At 60.5% G+C, this 21785-nt stretch carries 10 protein-coding genes; 8 read left to right on the top strand and 2 right to left on the bottom strand.

The window, feature by feature from the left end:
* Nucleotides 1-8 precede the first annotated feature (8 nt).
* The 3 genes from aceF (at nt 9) to msrA (ending at nt 5682) form a co-directional block, all read left to right on the top strand.
* On the top strand, nt 9-1958 hold the full coding sequence (gene aceF, locus ACWKV4_RS03505; protein WP_483831080.1) for a dihydrolipoyllysine-residue acetyltransferase: 1950 nt from the start codon (nt 9-11) through the stop codon (nt 1956-1958).
* Between the two features lie 323 nt (nt 1959-2281).
* Entirely contained in the window at nt 2282-4975 is a 2694-nt protein-coding gene (locus ACWKV4_RS03500; RefSeq protein ID WP_483839541.1) for a sensor domain-containing protein, read from the top strand.
* Between the two features lie 59 nt (nt 4976-5034).
* Nucleotides 5035-5682 carry a peptide-methionine (S)-S-oxide reductase MsrA gene (gene msrA, locus ACWKV4_RS03495; RefSeq protein WP_483831081.1) on the top strand — a complete coding sequence of 216 codons (648 nt, stop codon included), beginning with the start codon at nt 5035-5037 and terminating at the stop codon, nt 5680-5682.
* Nucleotides 5683-5815: 133 nt separating this feature from the next.
* Here msrA and ACWKV4_RS03490 read toward each other — a convergent pair whose 3' ends face one another.
* The gene (locus tag ACWKV4_RS03490; RefSeq protein ID WP_483831082.1) at nt 5816-6652 is read right to left on the bottom strand and encodes a 23S rRNA (adenine(2030)-N(6))-methyltransferase RlmJ; all 837 of its coding nucleotides are present in this window, start codon (nt 6650-6652) and stop codon (nt 5816-5818) included.
* 72 nt (nt 6653-6724) lie between these two features.
* Nucleotides 6725-8233 (bottom strand): sodium/proline symporter PutP, encoded by a 1509-nt coding sequence (gene putP / locus ACWKV4_RS03485; protein WP_483831083.1) that lies wholly within the window; start codon nt 8231-8233, stop codon nt 6725-6727.
* A 299-nt stretch (nt 8234-8532) separates the two neighbouring features.
* Here putP and putA point away from each other — a divergent pair, with 299 nt between their 5' ends.
* The 5 genes from putA (at nt 8533) to yccS (ending at nt 21785) form a co-directional block, all read left to right on the top strand.
* A complete protein-coding gene (gene putA / locus ACWKV4_RS03480) occupies nt 8533-12483 on the top strand; it encodes a trifunctional transcriptional regulator/proline dehydrogenase/L-glutamate gamma-semialdehyde dehydrogenase (protein ID WP_483831084.1) in 3951 nt (1316 codons plus the stop codon).
* 331 nt (nt 12484-12814) lie between these two features.
* A complete protein-coding gene (locus ACWKV4_RS03475; protein WP_483831085.1) occupies nt 12815-14557 on the top strand; it encodes a potassium/proton antiporter in 1743 nt (580 codons plus the stop codon).
* Nucleotides 14558-14683: 126 nt separating this feature from the next.
* Nucleotides 14684-17983, top strand: coding sequence for a mechanosensitive channel MscK (gene mscK, locus ACWKV4_RS03470; protein ID WP_483831086.1), 3300 nt, complete (start codon nt 14684-14686; stop codon nt 17981-17983).
* A 40-nt stretch (nt 17984-18023) separates the two neighbouring features.
* Nucleotides 18024-19487 (top strand): protein adenylyltransferase SelO, encoded by a 1464-nt coding sequence (selO, locus tag ACWKV4_RS03465; protein WP_483831087.1) that lies wholly within the window; start codon nt 18024-18026, stop codon nt 19485-19487.
* 96 nt (nt 19488-19583) lie between these two features.
* On the top strand, nt 19584-21785 hold the full coding sequence (gene yccS / locus ACWKV4_RS03460) for a YccS family putative transporter (RefSeq protein ID WP_483831088.1): 2202 nt from the start codon (nt 19584-19586) through the stop codon (nt 21783-21785).

Below are 21785 nucleotides of genomic sequence, written 5' to 3'. Positions count from 1 at the left end.
GAACATTCGTGAGCGAGCTTATTCACGTACCTGACATCGGCAGCGGTGAAGGGGAAGTTATCGAGATACAGGTCAAGGTCGGCGACCGCATCGAAGCCGAACAAAGCCTGGTCACGCTCGAATCGGACAAAGCCAGCATGGAAGTGCCGGCACCGAAAGCGGGCGTTGTCAAAACCATCAAGGTGAAGCTGGGTGACCGGCTCAAGGAAGGCGACGAGCTGCTGGAGCTGGAGGTCGAAGGTGACCAGGCCGCTGCTGCCCCGGCCCCGGCTGCTGAAACCGAGGCCGCGCCAGCCAGCGCGCCGGATGAAGCCGAGGAAACCCGCCCGTCCGCTGCCGCCGCGCCAAGCGACAGCAGCCAGGGTGCGAGCCAGGACGTCCACGTGCCGGATATTGGCTCGTCGGGCAAGGCTCAAATTATCGAAATCCAGGTCAAGGTAGGCGATACCGTCGAGGCCGATCAGTCGCTGATCACCCTGGAGTCCGACAAAGCCAGCATGGAGATCCCCTCTCCAGCCGCTGGCGTGGTCGAACGCATCAGTGTGAACCTGAACGACGAAGTGGGTACCGGTGACTTGATCCTCACCCTCAAGGCTGCTGGTTCCGGTTCTGGCGCTGCACCGGCCCAGGCAGCCAGCGCTCCGGCGCCTGCCGAAGCCGCCGCTGCACCAGCACCGGCGGGTGACACCGTAAAAGATATCCACGTGCCAGACATCGGCTCGTCAGGCAAAGCCAAGATCATCGAAGTGTTGGTCAAGCCGGGTGACAAGGTCGAGAAGGACCAGTCGCTGATTACCCTGGAATCCGACAAGGCCAGCATGGAGATCCCTTCTCCAGAAGCCGGCGTGGTGGAAAGCGTCATTGCCCAACTGGAAAGCGATGTCGGCACCGGTGATTTGATCCTTAAGCTCAAGGTCGCTGGCAGCGCCCCCGTTGCGGCACCTGCTTCGGCCCCCAAGGCTGACGCACCTACCGCCAGCGCACCCAAAGCTGCCAGCGCTCCGGCACCAGCGGTCGCACCTGCACCGGCCGCGCCAAGCGGTAAGGTCCATGCAGGCCCGGCGGTCCGCCAATTGGCCCGTGAGTTTGGGGTAGATCTGGCTCAGGTCGGTGCTACCGGCCCCCATGGCCGTATCCTCAAGGAAGACGTACAGGCCTACGTCAAAACCATGATGAACAAGGCCAAAGAGGCGCCTGCCGCCGCCGCGGCCACTGGCGGCGCGGGCATCCCTCCGATTCCAACCGTAGACTTCAGCCGCTTCGGGGAAGTGGAAGAAGTGCCGATGACCCGCTTGATGCAGGTAGGCGCCGCCAACCTGCACCGCAGCTGGCTCAACGTGCCGCACGTCACTCAATTCGACCAGGCTGATATCACCGAGCTGGAAGCCTTCCGCGTGGGCCAAAAGGCCGTTGCTGAAAAGGCCGGGGTAAAGCTCACCGTGCTGCCTTTATTGCTCAAGGCGTGCGCCTACCTGCTCAAGGAGCTGCCAGACTTCAACAGCTCGCTGGCGCCGAGCGGTAAAGCCATCATTCGCAAGAAGTACGTGAACATCGGCTTTGCCGTGGACACCCCTGATGGCTTGTTGGTGCCCGTGATCAAGAACGTCGATCAGAAGAGCCTGCTGCAATTGGCTGCCGAAGCCGCTGCCCTGGCGGAAAAAGCACGCAGCAAAAAGCTGGCCTCCGATGACATGCAGGGGGCGTGCTTCACGATCTCCAGCCTTGGTCACATTGGCGGCACCGGCTTCACGCCGATCGTCAATGCACCGGAAGTAGCTATCTTGGGTGTGTCCAAGGCCACCATGCAGCCTGTTTGGGATGGTAAAGCATTCCAGCCCAAGCTCATGCTGCCCTTGTCCCTATCCTATGATCACCGCGTAATCAATGGTGCCGCTGCTGCTCGGTTTACCAAGCGGTTGAGCGATGTGCTGGGCGATATTCGCACGATGTTGCTGTAAAAATGCCGCCGCGTCCGCCCTGGCGCGGCAGTTCGTTTCAGGTAGCCAGGCCTAAAAACCCAGCTGCCACAAGCCCTGCTCGCGTAGGGCTTTTTTTGCACCCTGTCACAGGGTTTGACGTCAATCAAATGTCAACTATAGTGATGCGGTTTCCAGGTCCGGTTTCACTGGCTGTTGTAAAAAACCGACGCGTAACCGTTCGAATGAAGGCATAAAGCCATTGCTTCTCTTGTAAGCCGTGATGTCATCATGCAACCTTGCTGGACGTGTCATCATTAGCCAGATGGATCTGCGCCAACCAGTTTCCTTGAAGCGAGTTCTCGATGAAAAGCCACCCGGATGCTGCCGCTAAACTGGCAGCCGAGGTCGTTACGCAGCTTCCGGTGCCTTCGCGTCTGGGCATGCTGCGTTTCGAACGGCTCAACGAGCCCAATTGGGCCTTGCTGTACCTGGATTCGCACTGCGAGAAGGCTCTCGGTTACTCAGCTTCCGATTTGTGCGCATTGCTGGGCGCCCCTTACGCCAGCCTGATGGAGCCCGATACGCGTCATCGGCTGCACAACACCATCCAGGCTCAATTGGCCAAACGTGCCCGTTATCTGGTGCAGTACGTAGCCCATTCGCCTAACGGGCCTGTCCACATGCTCGAAGTAGGTGAACCTTACAAACACCACAGCCGCCAACTCTTGAGAGGTTACTTGCTGGTGATCGAGGGCCCTATCGATGAAGCCGTGGCGCTTTCATGGAACGGGCGAGACAGCCAACAGGGTCGTCTTCAGATAGCGCTGGAACTCAATCAGCGAGCCCAGCAAGACCAACTGCAGCACCTTGAACGGGTGCGTGCCCAGCAGGATTTGATTCTGAAGTTGGCACGCCAGCGCTACACCACGAACGATTCTCTGCGTGAAGCCGCCGAACTCATTACCCGCAGCGCTTGCGAGATTTACCAGATAGACGCAACCAGTATCTGGCACCTGGAAGATCAACGGTTGCTACCCATAGTGGCGTATGACGCCCTTTCCAAGCGATACAGCCTGCCAGCCCCCATCGATGCGGGCCGCTACCCGGATTACCTGGACGCCCTCCATCGCAGCCGCGCGGTGGATGCGAATACGTCTCTGGCCAATCAACGTGCCCCTGGCCTACCCACGGCGTCGCGCCGCAACGATGCCGGGTCGGTGCTCGACGTCAGCATCCGGGTGGATGGTCAGGTGGTAGGGGTGCTTTGCCTGGAGGCCCGCGCCGCCGGCCACGCCTGGCAGTCGGACGACATCGCCTTCGCTGGCGAGCTGGCCGATCAGTTCGCCCAGGTGATTACCAGCCACAATCGCCGCACCGCGGCTAGCGCCTTGCATTTGTTCCAGCGCGCGGTAGAGCAAAGCGCCAATGCCTTCCTGTTGGTTAACTGCGACGGCGTGGTGGAGTACGTCAACCCAAGCTTTACCGCAATCACCCAGTACAGCTCCGATGAAGTACGCGGCCACCGCCTTTCCGAGCTGCCCGCGTTGGAAAACCTTAATGAGCTGTTGTTCGATGCGCCCTCCAGCCTGGCCAAGAGCAACAGTTGGCAGGGCGAATTCAAGAGTCGTCGCAAGAACCTGGAACCCTATTGGGGCCAGCTGTCGATCTCCAAGGTATTCAACGACCATCGGGAGCTGACCCATTACATAGGCATCTACGAGGACATTACCCAGTCCAAGCTGGCGCAGCAGCGCATTGAACGGCTGGCGTACACAGACAACCTCACCAACCTGGGCAATCGCCCCGCGTTCATTCGCACCTTGGACGAACGTTTTGCCAGTGATGTAGACACCCCTATCGCGCTGATGCTGGTGGACATCGACAACTTCAAGCGGATCAACGACAGCCTCGGCCATCAAACCGGCGACAAGCTGTTGATCAGCCTGGCCCGGCGCCTGCAAAACAGCTTAAGCCCTGCCGGTACCTTGGCTCGCTTCGCCAGTAACGAGTTTGCCGTGCTGCTTGACGACACCGCCCCGGAAGCCGCCCAGCAATTGGCCTTCCAGGTACTCAAGACCCTCGACAAGCCCATGTTCGTGGACAACCAATTGATCAACGTGACCGCCTCGGTAGGCTTGGCCTGCGCGCCTCTGCATGGGCGTGACCCGCAAACCCTTATGAAAAACGCGGGTTTGGCCCTGCACAAGGCCAAGGCCAACGGCAAGCATCAAGTGCAGATGTTCACCGAAGCCCTGAATGCCGAAGCTAGCTACAAACTGTTTGTGGAAAACAACCTGCGCCGCGCCCTGACCCAGAACGAGCTGGAAGTGTTCTACCAGCCCAAGCTGTGCCTGCGCTCTGGTCGGCTATTGGGCATGGAGGCGCTGCTGCGTTGGAATCATCCTGAAAAGGGTATGATCGGCCCGGATCAATTCATTAGCGTGGCGGAAGAAACCGGCCTGATCATCCCTATCGGGAAATGGGTGGTGCGCCAGGCCTGCCGAATGAGCAAGCAACTGACCGCCGCGGGCCATGGGCCGCTTCATGTGGCGATCAACCTGTCGCCCAAACAGTTTTCCGACCCTGACCTGGTGGCGTCCATCAGTCAGATCCTTACTGAGGAGCAGCTCCCGCCCAACCTGCTGGAGCTGGAGCTGACCGAGGGGTTGCTACTCGAAGCCACCGAGGACACACGTCTGTTGCTGGGCCAGCTGAAAAGCCTGGGTTTGTCGTTGGCCATGGACGACTTCGGCACAGGTTATTCTTCGTTGAGTTACCTGAAGAAATTCCCGATCGACATCATCAAGATCGATCGCAGCTTTATTAACGATATCCCTACCAGCCAGGACGATATGGAAATCACCTCCGCGGTCATCGCCATGGCCCATAACCTCAAGCTCAAGGTGGTAGCCGAGGGCATCGAAACTGCTGAGCAGTTGAATTTCCTGCGTCGCCATCGCTGTGATGTGGGCCAGGGCTACCTGTTCGACCGCCCTATTCCTTCCGCTCGACTGGTGGACGCGCTCAAGCGCTACCCGCGTGGCCCCGCTACCTGACAGCAGCGCGCGGCTCAGGCAGTATGTAGCGCTGTATCAGTTTTTGCGGAGTAACCCCCATGGCGCTGCGCTCGGAAATTCTTGTAAACAAAAACGAACTGCCCACCGCGCAACAGGCATTGCCTGGCCGCGACACGCCCATGGCCGTGCCAACCGAGCACTTCGTCAATGGCCGTACGCTGCAAGGCCCTTACCCTGAAGGGCAGGAAGTGGCCTACTTCGGGCTCGGCTGCTTCTGGGGTGCCGAGCGGCGCCTGTGGCAGCAACCCGGCGTGTACGCCACCGCCGTGGGCTACGCCGGTGGCTATACGCCTAACCCTACTTATGAAGAGGTGTGTTCTGGCCTGACCGGCCACAGCGAAGTGGTCAAAGTGGTGTTCGATCCTAAAGAAACCCGCTACGAAGACCTGTTGAAAGTGTTCTGGGAATCTCACAACCCTACTCAAGGCATGCGTCAGGGTAACGACATTGGCACCCAATACCGGTCAGTAGTCTTCACGACCAGCGAGGCTCAGTTGCATACCGCGCTAGCCACTCGCGAGGCCTTCCAGGAAGAATTGCGCAAGGCAGGCCATCCGGACATCACCACTGAAGTGCAAGAGGCGCCAGCCTTCTATTACGCTGAAGCCTACCACCAGCAATACTTGGCCAAAAACCCAGCGGGTTACTGTGGCATTGGCGGCACCGGGGTATGCTTACCGGCTTGAAAATGCTACCTCTGTAGGAGCCAGCGAAGCTGGCGAACAAGGGCTACACCCGGGAACTTAGGTTGGACTCACGGCCCTTGTTCGCGAGCTATTGCTCACTCCTACAGACGGTTGAACGGGTCATGAACAAGGGCTATTCCGGAATTGGCCAGTCCATGCGCCAACTGCCGCCGCTCTGCCCAAGCAACTGGGCCAGCCAGGGTAGCAGCGCCTTTAGCTCGTCTTCCAAACCCCAAGGCGGGTTAGCGATGGCCAGCCCCGAGCCGTTCAAGCGCTCACCGCTGTCGGCGGGGTGAATGAACAACTCGACCTTGAGCAGCTTGGGCGCGCCCGTGCTGGTCAGTTCTTGATAAAAGCGGCGCAGGCTTTTTTCATCCTTGATGGGGTACCACACCACTACGACGGTTTGCCGCATCCGGGCAATGGCTTCTTTTACAGCCTTAGCGCAGCGCTGCAACTCATCTGGCTGCTCGAAGGGGGGGTCGATCAGCATGATCGCGCGCTTTTCCGGCGTAGGCAGCAAGGCCCTGGGCACATGCCACCCCTCGCCCCGGTGCACGGCCACGCGCGGGTCGCGCTTCATGTTGTCTTTGAGCGCCAGGCCGTCGTCCGGGTGTTTTTCGTTAAATTGCAGGCTGTCTTGTTGCCGGGCCAGGCGGCGAGCGACTTCGGGCGACCCAGGGTAATAGCGCAGCTCGCCATCGGGGTTCAATTTGCGCACGACCCGCAAGTAATCAGCGGCCAAGGCCGGCGGCTGCTCAACCTGCCATAACCGCGTGATACCTTCGCGATACTCACCCGTGCGGCTGGCCTGGTCGCCGTGTAGGTCGTACAGGCCAACGCCCGCATGCGTATCGAGATAAGCGAAAGGCTGCTCCTTGCGTGCCATCAGGGCAATCAGGCGGCTCAACACAAGGTGCTTGAAAACGTCGGCGTGGTTGCCGGCATGAAAGGCGTGGCGGTAATTCATGGTTACTCCTGGGCAGAGCATGAGTTTACCGTGCGCCAGCCCCTTAGCCAAAGGCCAGGGGCCGGCCAGGTGTCAGCTGCGCTGGGCGCGCCAGGCTTTATCGGCAGCATCGAAGCGTTGCTTGACGGCCTCGCTGGTGTCCGTGAGCGAACTCACCAACAGAATGGCCAAACAGGCCAGCACGAACCCAGGGATGATTTCGTATACCTGCGCCATGGCCTCATACCCTTCGGTCCCGCCAAGTACTTTCCATACAACCACAGTAACAGCACCGGTCACGATCCCTGCCAATGCGCCATAGCGGGTCATACCCTTCCACAAGACCGAAATGATCACAACCGGGCCGAAGGCCGCGCCGAAACCGGCCCAGGCATAGCTCACCAGGCTCAGTACGCGGCTATTCGGGTCGGCCGCCAGGGCAATGGCAATCACCGCCACCAACAGCACCATGGCACGGCCCACCCACACAAGCTCACGTTGCGACGCAGTTTTGCGGACAAAGTGACGGTAGAAGTCCTCGGTCAGAGCGCTGGAGCACACTAGCAATTGGCAGCTCAAGGTGCTCATCACCGCGGCCAGGATCGCCGACAGCAGCACGCCAGCCACCCAAGGGTTGAACAGGATGCGGGTCAACTCGATAAAGATACGCTCGGGGTTGGCGGCCACCGCGCTGGCTTGCTCAGGGTTGAGCTGGAAGTAGCCAATGCCGAAGAAGCCCACCGCGCAGGTACCGACCAGGCACAGGATCATCCAGGTCATGGAGATACGCCGTGCCTTGGTAATGGATTTCACCGAGTCGGCCGCCATGAAACGAGCCAGGATGTGCGGCTGGCCGAAGTAGCCCAGGCCCCAGGCCAGCAGCGAGATGATGCCTATCAAGGTGGTACCCCGCAGGATGTCGAAGTGCGCGGGGTCGGCCATGTCGATATGCATGAAGGTAGTGTCCACGCCCCCGGAGGCCAACAGCAACACGATGGGCGTGAGAATCAGCGCGAAGAGCATCAGCGATGCCTGCACGGTGTCGGTCCAGCTTACCGCCAGGAAGCCACCGATAAAGGTATAGGCGATGGTTGCCCCGGCACCGACCCACAGCGCTTGCTCGTAAGGTACACCGAAGGTGCTTTCGAACAGCCGCGCACCCGCTACTATCCCAGAGGCACAATAAATGGTGAAGAACACCAGGATCACTACCGCGGAAATGACCCGCAACACGCCGCTGCGGTCATTGAAGCGCGCCGCGAAGTAATCCGGCAGGGTAAGCGAATCACCGCTGTGTTCGGTGTGAACGCGCAAGCGCCCTGCGACCAGCCGCCAGTTCAAGTAGGCGCCTACCGTCAGCCCCACGGCGATCCACACCTCCGACAGCCCGCTCAGGTAAATGGCACCGGGCAGGCCCATCAGCAACCAGCCACTCATGTCCGAAGCACCGGCGGACAATGCCGTAACCAGGCCCCCGAGGCGACGGCCGCCCAAGATGTAGTCCGATAGATTACGTGTGGCGCGCCAGGCTAATAGGCCTATCAGCAGCATGATGGTGATGTACACCATAAAAGCGATCAGGGTGGGGTTACTCAGGCTCATTGTCGGCGGGTCCCTTGTTATTGGAGGTGCACCTTGGGTTGCACCAAGAACGGGCATCCTAGGGAGGCGCCCCCTGCCCTTTCAAGGCGCCTAAGGCACTTTCGGAATAGTCCTACAAACATTTCGGCACCTTCCTCAGGCCTTGCCCAGCCGCCAGATTCTGTTGGCTCCGATGAGCGTCGTGACCGCCTAGAAAATAGTTCAATTATTTGGGTTGCACCGGGTTGCACCCTACAGATCGCCCGGATAATCTTGCCCCACCCAAGCCACGCTACAGTGGCATCGATGAGGACAAAAACATGGCGACGACCACCCTTGGGGTCAAACTCGACGACCCGACCCGCGAGCGCTTGAAGACAGCGGCGCAGTCCATCGACCGCACTCCCCACTGGCTGATCAAGCAGGCGATCTTCAATTACCTGGAGAAACTCGAGGGTGGCGCTTCCCTGACCGAACTGGCCAGCGCCAGCACGGCCGGCGTGGAAGAAGCGGGCGAAGTGCAAGCCGACCCTGCCCACCAGTGCTTCCTGGAATTTGCCGAAAGCATCCTGCCGCAGTCGGTGCTGCGCGCCGCGATCACTGGCGCCTATCGTCGCCCGGAGCAAGAAATGGTGCCCATGCTGCTTGAGCAGGCGCGCTTGCCCGTGCCCATGGCAGAGGCGGCCAATAAACTGGCTGCTGGTATCGCCGAGAAACTGCGCAACCAGAAGAACGCTACCGGCCGCGCTGGCCTGGTACAGGGCTTGCTGCAAGAGTTCTCGCTGTCGTCTCAAGAAGGCGTGGCCTTGATGTGCCTGGCCGAAGCACTGCTGCGCATCCCGGACAAAGGCACCCGCGACGCTCTTATTCGCGACAAGATCAGCAACGGTAACTGGCAACCGCATCTGGGCAACAGCCCATCGTTGTTCGTCAACGCCGCCACCTGGGGGCTGTTGCTCACGGGCCGGCTGGTGTCTACCCATAACGAGGCCGGCCTTACGTCATCCTTGAGCCGGATCATCGGCAAGAGCGGCGAGCCCATGATCCGCAAGGGCGTGGACATGGCCATGCGCCTGATGGGCGAGCAATTCGTTACTGGCGAAACCATCGCCGAAGCCCTGGCCAATGCCAGCAAGTTCGAAAGCAAAGGCTTCCGTTATTCCTACGACATGCTTGGTGAAGCCGCGCTGACCGAGCACGATGCCCAGAAATACCTGGCCTCCTACGAGCAGGCCATCCAATCGATCGGCAAAGCCTCCCACGGTCGCGGGATCTACGAAGGGCCAGGCATTTCCATCAAGCTGTCCGCCCTGCACCCCCGTTACAGCCGCGCGCAATACGAGCGGGTGATGGACGAACTCTACCCACGCCTGCTGTCCCTGACCCTGCTAGCCAAGCAATACGATATCGGCTTGAACATCGATGCCGAAGAAGCTGACCGCCTGGAGCTGTCGCTGGACCTGCTCGAACGTCTGTGTTTCGAACCGCAACTGGCGGGCTGGAACGGTATCGGCTTCGTGATCCAGGCTTACCAGAAGCGCTGCCCGTACGTAATCGACTATGTGATCGACCTGGCCCGTCGCAGCCGTCATCGGTTGATGATCCGCCTGGTGAAGGGTGCCTATTGGGACAGCGAAATCAAGCGCGCTCAAATGGAAGGCCTGGAAGGCTACCCGGTGTATACCCGCAAGGTGTATACGGATGTGTCCTATGTGGCGTGCGCGCGCAAGCTGCTGTCGGTGCCAGAAGCCATCTACCCGCAGTTCGCCACCCACAACGCCCACACGTTGGCGGCCATCTACCAGATCGCCGGGCAGAACTACTACCCGGGTCAGTACGAGTTCCAGTGCCTGCATGGGATGGGCGAGCCGCTGTATGAACAAGTGGTCGGGAAAATCGCCGACGGCAAACTGAACCGCCCTTGCCGGGTATACGCCCCCGTAGGCACCCATGAAACCCTGCTGGCCTACCTGGTACGGCGCTTGTTGGAAAACGGCGCGAACACCTCGTTCGTCAACCGCATTGCCGACCACAGCATTTCCATCCAGGAGTTGGTAGCCGACCCTGTGGCTACCATCGAGCGCCTGGGTGCCCAGGAAGGTGCCTTCGGTTTGCCACACCCGCGCATTGCGCTGCCTCGCGACCTGTACGGGAGCGAACGCAGCAACTCCGCGGGGATCGACCTGGCCAACGAACACCGCCTGGCCTCCCTGAGCAGTGCCCTGCTGGCCACTGCCCACGCTGACTGGAGAGCAGGGCCGATCATGGGTTGCGAGGCTGCCCCTGGCACGGCGCAACCGGTACTTAACCCCTCCGACCACCGCGACATCGTGGGCCATGTGCAAGAGGCCGACGTGGCTGACGTAGATGCCGCGATCCAATGCGCCTTGATCAACGGCCCCATCTGGCAGGCCACGCCCCCGGCCGAGCGTGCCGCCGTGCTCGAACGCGCCGCCGACCTGATGGAAGCGCAGATCCAGCCCCTGATGGGCTTGCTGGTACGCGAAGCCGGTAAAACCTTTACCAATGCCATCGCGGAAGTACGCGAGGCGGTGGATTTCCTGCGCTACTACGCAGTACAGGCCCGTCACGACCTCAACAACGATGATCACCGCCCGTTGGGCCCGGTGGTGTGTATCAGCCCTTGGAACTTCCCCTTGGCCATCTTCACCGGCCAGGTGGCCGCTGCCTTGGCCGCGGGCAACCCTGTGCTGGCCAAACCCGCCGAGCAAACGCCGTTGGTCGCCGCCCAAGCGGTTCGCCTGCTGCTGGAAGCAGGCATTCCCGAAGGCGTGGTGCAACTGCTGCCTGGGCGTGGTGAAACCGTGGGCGCGGGCCTGGTGGGTGACGAGCGCGTCAAAGGCGTGATGTTCACCGGCTCTACCGAGGTTGCCCGGCTACTGCAACGCAACGTCGCGGGTCGGCTGGACGCCCAAGGGCGGCCGATTCCGCTGATCGCCGAAACCGGCGGCCAGAATGCAATGATCGTAGACTCCTCGGCCCTCACCGAGCAGGTCGTGATCGACGTGGTGTCCTCTGCCTTCGATAGCGCCGGCCAGCGCTGCTCCGCCTTGCGGGTGCTGTGCCTGCAAGAAGACAGCGCCGACCGTGTGATCGAAATGCTCAAAGGCGCGATGGCTCAAGCCCGCCTGGGCAACCCAGAGCGGCTGTCCGTGGACATCGGCCCGGTAATCGATGCCGAAGCCAAGGCAGGCATTGAGCAACACATCCAGGGGATGCGTGAGAAAGGCCGCACGGTTTACCAGGTAGCGATAGCCGATACCGCTGAATGCCGCCGTGGCACCTTTGTGATGCCAACGCTGATCGAGCTGGAAAGCTTCGATGAACTCAAGCGTGAAATTTTCGGCCCGGTGCTGCACGTGGTGCGCTACAAGCGCAGGGAACTCGATACCCTGATCGACCAGATCAACGCTTCTGGTTACGGCCTTACCCTGGGCGTGCATACCCGAATCGACGAAACCATCGCCAAGGTCACCGAAAAGGTCAGTGCAGGCAACATTTACGTGAACCGCAATATCGTTGGCGCGGTGGTGGGCGTGCAACCCTTCGGCGGCGAAGGCCTGTCCGGTACGGGCCCGAAAGCAGGCGGCCCGCTGTACCTGTACCGTTTGCTGTCCACGCGCCCAACGGACGCGGTAAGCCGCACCTTCGCGCGCAGTGACATCAGTACGCCAGACGCACGGGTGCATGATGCGTTGCTCAAGCCGCTGCACGCCCTGAAGGCCTGGGCCCAGAGCAGCCAGCAGCCAGCCTTGGTGGAACTGTGCGAACAGTTCGCAAGCCAGTCCCAGAGCGGTGTATCACGGCTGCTGCCGGGCCCCACGGGCGAGCGCAACAGCTATGTGATCCTGCCTCGGGAGCATGTGCTTTGCCTGGCGGATAACGAAGCCGATCTCTTAACTCAATTGGCCGCGGTATTGGCCGTGGGCAGCCGTGCGGTCTGGGTCGAGGGTGAGCCTGCTCGCGCTCTGCTGGCGCGCTTGCCTCGGGACGTGCAAGCCCGCGTGCAAGTGATTGCTGACTGGAAGCGGGACGAGGCCGCCTTCGATGCCGTGCTCCACCATGGTGATTCCGACCAACTGCGTGGTGTATGTGAAGTGATCGCGGCACGCGGTGGCGCTATCGTTGGCGTACAGGGCCTGTCTCAAGGGGAAACCAACATTGCCCTGGAGCGGCTGGTCATTGAGCGTGCGGTAAGCGTGAACACCGCCGCCGCCGGTGGCAACGCCAGCCTGATGACCATCGGTTAATACAATGGCCCCGGGCACCCGCCCCGGTCCTGCTGCTACAGGCACCACTCCCTCTGTGGGAGCTGGCGCCAGCCAGCGAATTGGCCACCGCGCCAGGCTCGTCGTGGACAAGCCTGGCTGTTGCTGGCGACCGGCCGCACCACCGGGTTGAACCCGGTCGCGGCCAAGGCCTGCTGCTACCGCGCAGGTCTATACATTTCTCTATAGCAAAACACCACTGGGCGCGGCTTTATCAGTGGCGCGCTTTGACATAAGCCCGAACTCACAGGTTAGAATCGGTTGGCACGTTCTCTGCACGTGCCCTCTTTCGATTTTAAATGGAGTACTGCCTTTGGATGCCTCAACCATCAACAGCCTGTTTCTCATCGGCGCGTTGCTGGTCGGTGCCAGTATTCTTGTGAGCTCGCTGTCATCCCGATTGGGGATTCCCATTCTGGTGATCATCCTTGCCGTGGGGATGGTGGCAGGCGTAGATGGCGCAGGCTTGATTTTTGACAATTACCCCACGGCCTACCTGGTAGGTAACTTGGCCTTGGCAGTGATTCTGCTCGACGGTGGCCTGCGCACACGGGTGGCCAGCTTTCGGGTAGCCCTCTGGCCCGCACTGTCGCTGGCGACCGTGGGGGTACTCATCACCACAGGCCTCACCGGCATGGCGGCGGCCTGGCTATTTGACCTTAACCTGATGCAAGGCCTGCTGATCGGCGCCATTGTTGGTTCTACCGATGCCGCCGCGGTATTCTCGCTGCTCGGCGGCAAGGGCCTGAACGAACGGGTCAGCGCCAGCCTGGAGATCGAGTCGGGCAGCAACGACCCCATGGCGGTATTTCTGACCGTCACCCTGATTGACATGATTGCCAGTGGCGAAACCGGCTTCCACTTCAATCTACTGCTGCACTTAGGTCAGGAATTTGGTATTGGCGGCTTGTTGGGGCTCGGTGGTGGCTGGCTGATGCTGTATCTGGTCAATCGCATCAACCTGGCCCATGGCTTGTATCCATTGTTGGTGATCAGCGGCGGCCTGGCGATCTTCGCCCTAACCAACGCGCTGCACGGTAGCGGCTTCCTGGCGGTATACCTGTGTGGCCTGGTAATGGGCAACCGGCCAATCCGTAGTCGTCACAACATCCTACACATGCTCGATGGCATGGCCTGGCTGGCGCAGATCGGCATGTTCCTGGTACTGGGGCTACTGGTTACTCCCCATGAACTGCTGCCCATCGCGTTGCCGGCATTGGCCCTGGCCTTGTGGATGATCCTGTTCGCTCGGCCGCTGTCCGTGGCCGTGGGCCTTATCCCCTTCAAAGCCTTCCATGGTCGCGAAAAAGTGTTCATCAGTTGGGTAGGGCTGCGCGGCGCGGTGCCCATCATCCTGGCGGTCTTCCCCTTGATGGCAGGCCTGCCCCATGCGCAGCTGTACTTCAACCTTGCCTTCTTTATCGTATTGGTATCGCTATTGGTGCAAGGCACCAGCCTGCCCTGGGTGGCTCGCTGGCTGAAAGTAACGGTACCACCAGACCCAGCGCCAATCTCACGTTCGGCGCTGGAAGTGCACCACACCAGCGAATGGGAGCTGTTCGTCTACCGCCTGGGTGTAGAAAAGTGGTGTATCGGGGCTACCTTGCGCGAACTCAAGATGCCTGAAGGCACGCGTATCGCGGCACTGTTTCGCAATGAGGAACTGCTCCACCCGTCCGGTAGTACGGTGCTGGACGTCGGCGACATTCTCTGTGTGATTGGCCATGAACACGACTTGCCGGCCTTGGGCAAGCTGTTCAGCCAAGCCCCCGAACGCGGCTTGGACCTGCGCTTTTTCGGTGACTTCGTGCTTGAGGGCGATGCCGAACTGGGCGCGGTGGCGGCCCTCTACGGTTTGCAACTCGAAGGCGAAAACCCACAGACCACGCTGGGCTTGTTTATCAGCCACAAGGTAGGGGGCGCGCCAGTCGTGGGCGATCAGGTGGAATGGAACAGCACGCTCTGGACGGTAGCAGCCATGGATGCAAAACGCGTGGCCAAGGTCGGCGTTCGTTTCCCCGAAGGCGCCAAACCCGGCCTCGGAATGTTCCTGTAACGGCGTGGAACATCCTTATGCGGGCCTGTGCAACAGGCCCGCTTGGCATCGAGAAATATATCCCTGACACAGAGGCCGCGTAAGCCCGTAAAATACTGCGTTTAGTCAATCGACCTGCCTTACGCCATGTCTATTTTGCGCGCCCTGCTGTGCACCTTGATGTTGGGGCTGTTCACGGCCCCCGCCCTCGCCGCCGACGCTCCTACCCTGGAGTCCGTCCAGCAAAGCCTGGACCACATCGCTGACCGCAAGCTTGCGGAGGCTGATCAAAAAGCCCTGACCCAGGTGCTTGAGCAAACCCTAACGTTTCTAGGAACCAAAGCCGATCACGAGCAGCAACTGGCGTCCGTCAAACAGCAGATCACCGAAGCCCCCAAGCAAACCGCTGACAATCAGCACGAGCTTGACCGGCTCAAAGCCAGCCGCACTCTGCCGGTGGCGCAACGCTATGCCAGCCAGAGCGTACCGCAGCTGGAACAGCTGCTAGCCGACCGCGGCACCCAACAGAGCGAGCTGCAAAAAGCCTTGGGCGAGGCCAACACCCTGACCATCGCCGCGCAAACCCGCCCCGAGCGGGCGCAAACCGAGATCGCCGATGCGCAATCGCGCATCCAGCAGATCAACGCCCAACTCAAGGCCGGCAAGGAAAGCGGCAAGCCAATCAGCGCCGACCTGCGCAACCAGTACCTGGCCGAGCAAGCGTCGCTCAATGCCGTGATCGCACTCCGCCGTCAGGAGCTCGCCGGCAACAGCCTGCTGCAAGACTTGGGCAATAGCCGGCACGACCTGTTGATGGAGAAAATCGGTCGCCTCGCCCAGGAAGTGCAAGACCTTCAGTCGCTGATCAACCAAAAGCGCCTGGCCCAGTCTCAGCAAACCGTGACCCAACAGTCCCTGGAGGCGCAAAAAGCCGGCAATAGCAGCCTGCTGGCCACGGAAAGCACCACCAATGTAAAGCTATCGGACTACCTGCTGCGCAGCACCGATGAGCTCAACGAGTTGACTCAGCGCAACCTGCACACCCGTCAGCAACTCGATACCCTTACCCAGGCCGACCAAGCCTTGGACGAGCAGATCAGCGTGCTTAAGGGCAGCCTACTGCTGTCCAAGATCCTCTACACCCAGAAGCAGGCCCTGCCCGCACTGAAGGTGGACCGTAACCTGGCTGACAAAATCGCCGACATTCGGCTTTATCAGTTCGAGGTTAGCCAGCAACGCGAAGCCCTCAGCAGCCCCGCGACCTATGTCGACAACCTGATTGCCGGCCATCCGGCCGAAGACATCACCCCGCAGTTGCGTAAGTCTTTGCTGGACATCGCGGTTACCCGAGCCGACCTGCTGGAGCGGCTCAACCGCGAGCTGAGTGCATTGCTCAATGAATCCATCACCCTCCAGCTGAACCAGAAGCAATTGCTCGATACCGCCCAAGGGTTGCGCTCGACCCTGGATGAGCAAATGTTCTGGATTCCCAGCAACCGGCCGCTGGACATCGAATGGCTCGGTAACCTGCCGCGCCGCATGGTCCACCAAGTGACCACACTGCCCTGGGCGTCGAGCTTTAACGAGCTGGCCGATGGCCTGGCCCAGCGCCCACTGCTGTTTCTGCCGTTGCTGTTGGTAATAGGCGCCCTACTGTGGCGGCGCAAATACCTCTACGGCAAGCTCAGCCAGGTTCACCGCAACGTGGGGCACTTCCGTCGGGACAGCCAATGGAACACACCATTGGCCATTTTGATCAATGTGCTTCTGGCCATGCCCGTGGCCTTGGCCCTGGCCGTGTGCGGCATTGCCTTGCAGATCGACGCCCGAGGGCAAAACCTCAGCCTGGGCTCGGCGCTGTTGCAAATGGCCCAGGCCTGGCTGATGTTCTATACCGCCTACCGAATACTGGCGCCCGGTGGCGTGGCGCAGCTGCATTTCCGCTGGGAAAAAGCCCAGGTCGCCTTCCTTCAAGGGTGGGCGCGCCGCCTGGGCATCGTGGTAATGGCGCTGGTGGCCGTGGTGGCGGTGGCCGAACTGCAACCCTCAGGCCTGGCGGAAGATACCCTGGGCATATTGGTGGTGCTTACCTGTTTTGGCCTCATGGCCTGGCTGCTTAGCCGCTTGTTACTGTCTAGCCCCGCCCACCAGAACGCTTCGCTGTTCCGCAAGCTTATCGCGGTGCTGTTCACCCTGCTGCCGGTAGGCCTGTTCCTTGCGGTATGCTTCGGCTACTACTACACCGCCCTCAAGCTCACCGACCGGCTGATCGCCACGCTGTACCTGATGATGTTCTGGCTGGTGATTGAGGCCGCTTTTGTACGCGGCCTGAGCGTGGCGGCGCGGCGCCTGGCCTATAACCGCGCCCTGAGCAAGCGCCAAGCCGCCCGGGACGTGGGTGGCGACCCGGAAACCCTGATCGAAGAACCTACGCTGGATATCGACCAGGTGAACCAGCAATCCCTACGATTGATTCGCCTGGTACTGTTGGGCAGCTTCCTGGGCGCGCTCTATTGGGTATGGTCTGATTTGATCAGCGTTTTTGCCTACCTGGACAACATCACTCTTTACGAATACACCAGCGGCACCGGTACCAGTATGAGCATGGTGCCTATCAGCCTGGGCGACCTGCTGGGAGCCTTGGTGATCATCGGGATTACCTTCGTACTGGCCGGGAACCTGCCTGGGCTGCTGGAAGTGTTCGTGCTATCCAAGCTGAACCTGGCCCAGGGCAGCGCCTACGCCACCACTACCCTGCTGTCGTACACCATCGCCGGCATCGGCTTTGTGACCACCTTGTCCACATTAGGCGTGAGCTGGGACAAGCTGCAATGGTTGGTGGCAGCCCTCTCGGTAGGCCTGGGCTTCGGGATGCAGGAGATCTTCGCCAACTTTATCTCCGGCATTATGATCCTGTTCGAGCGGCCGGTACGCATCGGGGACACCATCACCATCGGCAACCTGTCCGGTACGGTCAGCAAAATCCGCATCCGCGCCACTACCATTACCGACTTTGACCGCAAAGACATCATCGTCCCCAACAAAACCTTCATCACCGGCCAACTGATCAACTGGTCGCTTACCGACACCATTACCCGCGTCACGCTGAAAATCGGTGTGGACTACGGTTCGGACTTGGAGGTAGTGCGCGAGTTGCTGCTCAAGGCCGCGGACGAAAACCCCCGCGTGCTTAAGGAGCCCGCCCCATTGGTGTACTTCCTGGCCTTCGGCGAAAGCAGCCTGGATCACGAACTGCGCATGCATGTGCGGGACCTGGGTGACCGTAACCCAGCGCTGGATGAAATCAACCGCTTCATTAACACCGAGTTCAAGAAGCATGGCGTGGATATCTCCTTCCGCCAACTGGAGGTTCACTTGAAGAACCCGCAAGGCTTCGAGCAACTATTGGTATCCAAGCAACAACCCGATCAAACCGATCCAACCTGAGGGGGTCCATCTGCTATGGCCTATCTGCCAGGAGCCCCTGATGAAAACGCTGGACGAACTTGAATTCGATAACCGCTTCGCCCGGCTAGGGGACGCTTTTTCCACGGAGGTATTGCCCGAACCGGTTGAAGCGCCCCGGCTGGTCGTGGCCAGCGAATCGGTCATGGCATTGCTGGACCTAGCCCCTGATCAAGCCGACACGCCCTTGTTCGCCGAGGTGTTCAGCGGGCACAAACTGTGGGCCGAGGCCGAACCGCGGGCCATGGTGTATTCCGGGCATCAATTCGGCGGCTATACCCCACAGCTAGGAGACGGGCGGGGGGTGCTGCTGGGCGAAGTACTCAATGACGCTGGCGAACATTGGGACTTGCACCTCAAAGGCGCGGGCCAAACCCCATGGTCGCGCATGGGCGATGGGCGCGCGGTGCTGCGCTCTTCCATTCGAGAGTTCCTGGCGTCCGAGGCGCTGCATGCATTGGGCGTTGCCAGCACCCGAGCCCTATGCGTAATCGGCTCGGACACCCCAGTGTGGCGTGAGCAACAGGAACGGGCCGCCATGCTGGTGCGCCTGTCCCCTAGCCACATACGCTTTGGCCACTTCGAATATTTCTACTACACACGCAAGCCTGAGCTGCATAAGCAACTGGCCGATCATGTACTGAGCGAGCATTTTCCTGAGTGCCAGCAGGCCGAGCAGCCTTACCTGGCGATGTTCCAGAAGGTGGTAGAGCGTACGGCCGAAATGATCGCCAAGTGGCAGGCCTACGGCTTCTGCCATGGGGTGATGAACACGGACAACATGTCCATTTTAGGGCTGACCTTTGACTTTGGGCCTTATGCGTTTCTGGACGATTTTGACGCCCAATTCATCTGCAATCACTCCGACCATCAAGGCCGCTATTCTTACAGCAACCAAGTGCCGGTAGCGCACTGGAACCTCAGCGCCTTGGCCCAGGCGCTCACACCACTGATAGAAGTAGAGGCGTTGCGCGGCGCGCTAGAGCTGTTCCTGCCTTTGTTCCAAGCGCGATACCTGGGCCTTATGCGTCAGCGGCTGGGCCTGACCACCGCGGAGGAGGACGATCAAGGGCTGGTCGAGCGCTTGCTGAAACTGATGCAGAACAGCGCTGTGGATTACACCCTGTTTTTCCGACGCCTGGGTGACCAGGCACCTGACGCGGCGCTGGCGACCTTGCGCGATGACTTTGTAGACCTGGCTGGCTTTGACGCTTGGGCCACGGCGTACCTTAGCCGTTTACAGCGGCAGCCCGCCGAGGCCAGCGAGGAAAGAACCCAGCGCATGCACAGCGTCAATCCGCTGTACATACTGCGCAACTATTTGGCGCAGAACGCTATCGAGGCCGCGCAAGCCGGTGACTACAGTGAAGTGCGCCGGTTGCACCAAGTGTTAAGTCGTCCCTTCGAAGCCCAACCGGGTATGGATGCCTATGCCCAACGGCCACCGGATTGGGGCAAACATTTGGAGATCAGTTGCTCTTCCTGAGGCATCCCTGGCAGGTAGTGGGTTGCAACGTAAACAGGGATTCAAAGGCCTGGGCTGTGCTGTATGATCGCCCCATCAGGACCAGGCCCTACCCTCATGGCGTCGAAACCTTTCGGGAACACCCTGCGCCGCCTTTGGGCGCGCGATAAATTCAGCTACAGCGTACGGGTGTTCATTGCTCTGACAGGGAGCATGGTCCTGTGCTGGCACCTAAACCAGCTGCATATGCTCATTCCGCTGTTTCTAGGGATTATTGCCAGTGCGCTCGCTGAAACCGACGACAACTGGCAAGGTCGCCTGAGCGCTCTGTTGGTGACGCTGGCGTGCTTCAGCATCGCGGCCTTCTCGGTCGAGCTGCTATTCCCCTACCCCATTCTTTTCGTCACCTCCATGGCCCTGGCAAGCTTCGCGCTGACCATGCTGGGAGCCTTGGGGGAGCGCTACGGGGCTATTGCCTATGCCACGCTGATTCTGTCTGTGTACACCATGATCGGAGTGGACCAGCGAGGAGGCGAACTCAACAGCTACTGGCACGAACCGGCGCTGTTGGTGGCCGGGGCAGCTTGGTATGGGGTGCTGTCGGTCCTGTGGCAAGCGCTGTTTGCCAATCAACCGGTGCAGCAGGGGCTGGCGCGGGTCTTCCGTGAGCTGGGGCTGTACCTGAAGATAAAATCCAGTTTGTTCGAGCCTGTTCGTGGGCTGGATGTAGAAGGTCGGCGCCTGGAATTGGCACGGCAAAATGGCCGCGTGGTAGCAGCACTCAACACCTCCAAGGAGATCATCTTCAACCGCGTGGGCAGTACACGCCCGGGGTCGAAGGTCAGCCTCTACCTGAAGCTGTATTTCCTCGCCCAAGACATTCACGAGCGGGCCAGTTCCAGCCACTATCCTTACAACGCCCTGGCTGAGGCGTTTTTCCACAGCGACGTATTGTTCCGCTGTCAGCGCCTGCTACGCCAGCAAGGCAGCGCGTGCCAACGGCTGTCAGAAACCCTGCAACTGCGCCAGCCCTTTGTGTACGACGCTACCTTCGCTGAAGCCTTGAGTGATTTGCATGCGTCCCTGGAGCACCTGCGTATCCAGAGCAACCCAGCCTGGAAGGGCTTGCTACGGTCACTGCGGGCCTTGGCCACCAACCTTGGAACGCTAGACCGTTTGCTCAGTGATGCAAGCAACCCCGATACCCTGGCCGAAGCCACTGACAGCAGCCTGTTGGACCGCTCGCCTCGCAGCCTCAAAGACGTAGGGCTACGCCTGCGCCAGCACCTTACCCCTACCTCGCTATTATTCCGCCACGCCCTCCGGCTGCCGCTGGCCCTCACCGTGGGCTATGTGATGGTTCATTTGATCCACCCCAGCCAAGGCTACTGGATCATCCTCACCACCTTGTTCGTGTGCCAGCCCAGCTATGGCGCTACTCGGCGAAAATTGGGCCAGCGCATCATTGGTACCGCTATTGGCCTGACCGTGGGCTGGGCGCTGTTCGATCTGTTCCCAAGCCCGGTGGTGCAGTCCTTGTTCGCGGTAGCGGCGGGGCTGGTGTTCTTCGTCAATCGCACCACCCGCTACACCCTGGCCACGGCAGCGATCACGCTGATGATCCTGTTCTGCTTTAACCAGACCGGCAACGGCTACGGGCTGTTCCTCCCGCGCCTGCTGGATACCCTGCTGGGCAGCTTGATCGCGGGCCTGGCGGTGTTCCTGTTCTTGCCGGATTGGCAAGGCAGGCGCCTGAACAAAGTACTGGCCAATACCTTGAGCTGCAGTAGCGCCTATCTTCGGCAGATTCTGCGCCAGTACGCCGAGGGCAAACGGGACGACCTCACTTATCGCCTGGCTCGCCGTAATGCCCACAATGCGGATGCGGCGCTGTCAACCACCTTATCCAACATGCTTTTGGAGCCCGGCCATTTCCGTAAGGAAGCTGACGCTGGCTTCCGTTTCCTGGTGCTCTCCCATACTCTGCTGAGCTACCTGTCGGGCCTGGGTGCCCACCGAGGCACGGATTTGCCCGAGGCCGTGCGTGAAGAACTGGTAACCGGCGTCGGTGAGCAGTTGGCCGCAAGCCTGGATGAAATTGCCCAGGGCCTGGCCGAGCGCGGGCCTGTATCGGTGCATAACGAACAGGAGCAAGTACTGGCCGAGCAGCTTGAGCAAATGCCTGAAGAGCTGGATGAAAGCCAGCGCCTGGTGCAGGCACAACTGGCGTTGATTGCCCGTCAGTTGGCGCCGCTGCGCACCATGGCGGCACACCTGGCGCAGCCCAGGCCATTGCCTACCGCGGCGCCTGGCCTATAG

The sequence above is a fragment of the Pseudomonas artemisiae genome, from assembly GCF_057128685.1.
Note: the sequence above shows the minus strand (reverse complement) of the source record. Positions and strands in the feature narration are given on the sequence as shown.